Origin of the sequence: Microcoleus sp. N9_A2, assembly GCF_036701775.1 — a bacterium.
In the GTDB taxonomy this organism is placed as follows: domain Bacteria; phylum Cyanobacteriota; class Cyanobacteriia; order Cyanobacteriales; family Microcoleaceae; genus Microcoleus.
This window is the reverse complement of sequence record NZ_JAUBRH010000150.1, coordinates 1-1,508: the sequence shown is the minus strand read 5'-3', so window position 1 is coordinate 1,508 and position 1,508 is coordinate 1. Positions and strand designations below refer to the sequence as shown.

General features: G+C 42.0%; 1 protein-coding gene. It reads left to right on the top strand.

Annotation, left to right across the window (positions count from 1 at the left end; all coding sequences use genetic code 11):
- Nucleotides 1–317 precede the first annotated feature (317 nt).
- The gene (locus QUA44_RS30470; RefSeq protein WP_333257649.1) at nucleotides 318–1,475 is read left to right on the top strand and encodes a transposase; all 1,158 of its coding nucleotides are present in this window, start codon (nucleotides 318–320) and stop codon (nucleotides 1,473–1,475) included.
- Nucleotides 1,476–1,508: the final 33 nt, after the last annotated feature.

Here is a 1,508-nt window from a genome sequence, read left to right as displayed (position 1 = left end):
ATTTCACCAAAAAGCGGGGTCTGAAGCCCCGTCGTTCTACGACGGCTTTTTCTTCTCTTTCAATGTCGTAATTAATTCTCTAAGTACATCGGTCTCAGTCCTGCCTACGTCCTTGCAGTATTGCTCAAGAATCTCAAACTCAAATCCCTCGCTCCGAAAATCTCAACGTTTCTTCATAATTTGTCCGGCTTTTTGCTGTACCCTATTATAGGGAGGATAAGTCATGTTTGGTTGCCAACAAAACCTAATTCGAGTCAACTCAGATACTCAAGCCATTCTTGAATATCTGTGTTCTGAAGCTACAAAGCTTTCCAATTGTGGAACCTACTACGCTCGTCAGATATTTTTCAAGACTGGTAAAATCCCAAATCGAGCTCAATTACACAAAGTATTGGGAACCGAGAATAGGAACTTGCACTATCAAGCGTTTTATTCAGATACCGAGAAAGCAAATTTTAACGGGTGTCGCCGAGTCTTTCAAATCCTTTATAGGATTATTGAAAGCGTTTAAAAATGGGACAATTACAGATCGTCCGAAACCACCAAAGTATCGTCAAGGTGGAATGGCGCTTGTGACGTTCACTGGTAGGTCGGTAAAACTTAAGGATGGAATGTTGAGATTTCCATTGGGTAGCAAAGTTAAAGCGTGGTTTGGGCTAGATGCGTTTTTTCTGCCGATGCCATCAAACCTTGATTTTAAGGCAATTCGAGAATACCGAATTCTTCCCCGTAACGGCTGTTTTTACCTGGAATTTGTCTATAAAACGACTGAGATCCAGGCCATTGTAGACCCTGCCAAATGCTTAATGATTGACCACGGCGTAGATAACTGGCTGACTTGCGTAAGCAATGCTGGCACAAGTTTTATCGTTGACGGCAAGCATTTGAAATCGCTTAACCAGGGATATAACAAGCAGGTTGCATTTTTGATGGAAGGCAAATCTAACGGATTCTGGTCTAAAAGACTTGCCAATTTGACTGAAAGACGCAACCGCCAGATGCGTGATGCCGTCAATAAAGCAGCAAGAAAGGTGATTAATCACTGCTTGAAAAATGGCATAGGAACGATTATATTTGGCTGGAATAAGGGACAAAAAAATTCTGCCAATATGGGTAGCAAAACTAATCAGAAGTTTGTACAAATCCCGACCGGCAGACTGAAAGATAGAATTGCTCAACTTGGTGAGCGGTACGGATTAAAGTTCGTAGAAACCGAAGAATATTATTCTTCTAAAGCTTCGTTTGTTGATCATGATTTGCTACCTACATTCGGCGAAAAACCCGAAGGGTGGCTTCCTAGTGGTAAACGAATTAAGCGTGGTTTGTATCGAACGGCTCAAGGTTGGTTAATTAATGCAGATTGTAATGGCTGTGGAAACATTGGTAGAAAAGTAGCGGTGATACTTGGACTTGATCTAAGTGGAATCGGTAGGGGCACTTTGTCAGCGCCTTTAAGACAGAAAATATGGTCTTAAGAATCCTCGTCGCTTTAGCGCGAGGAGTGTCAA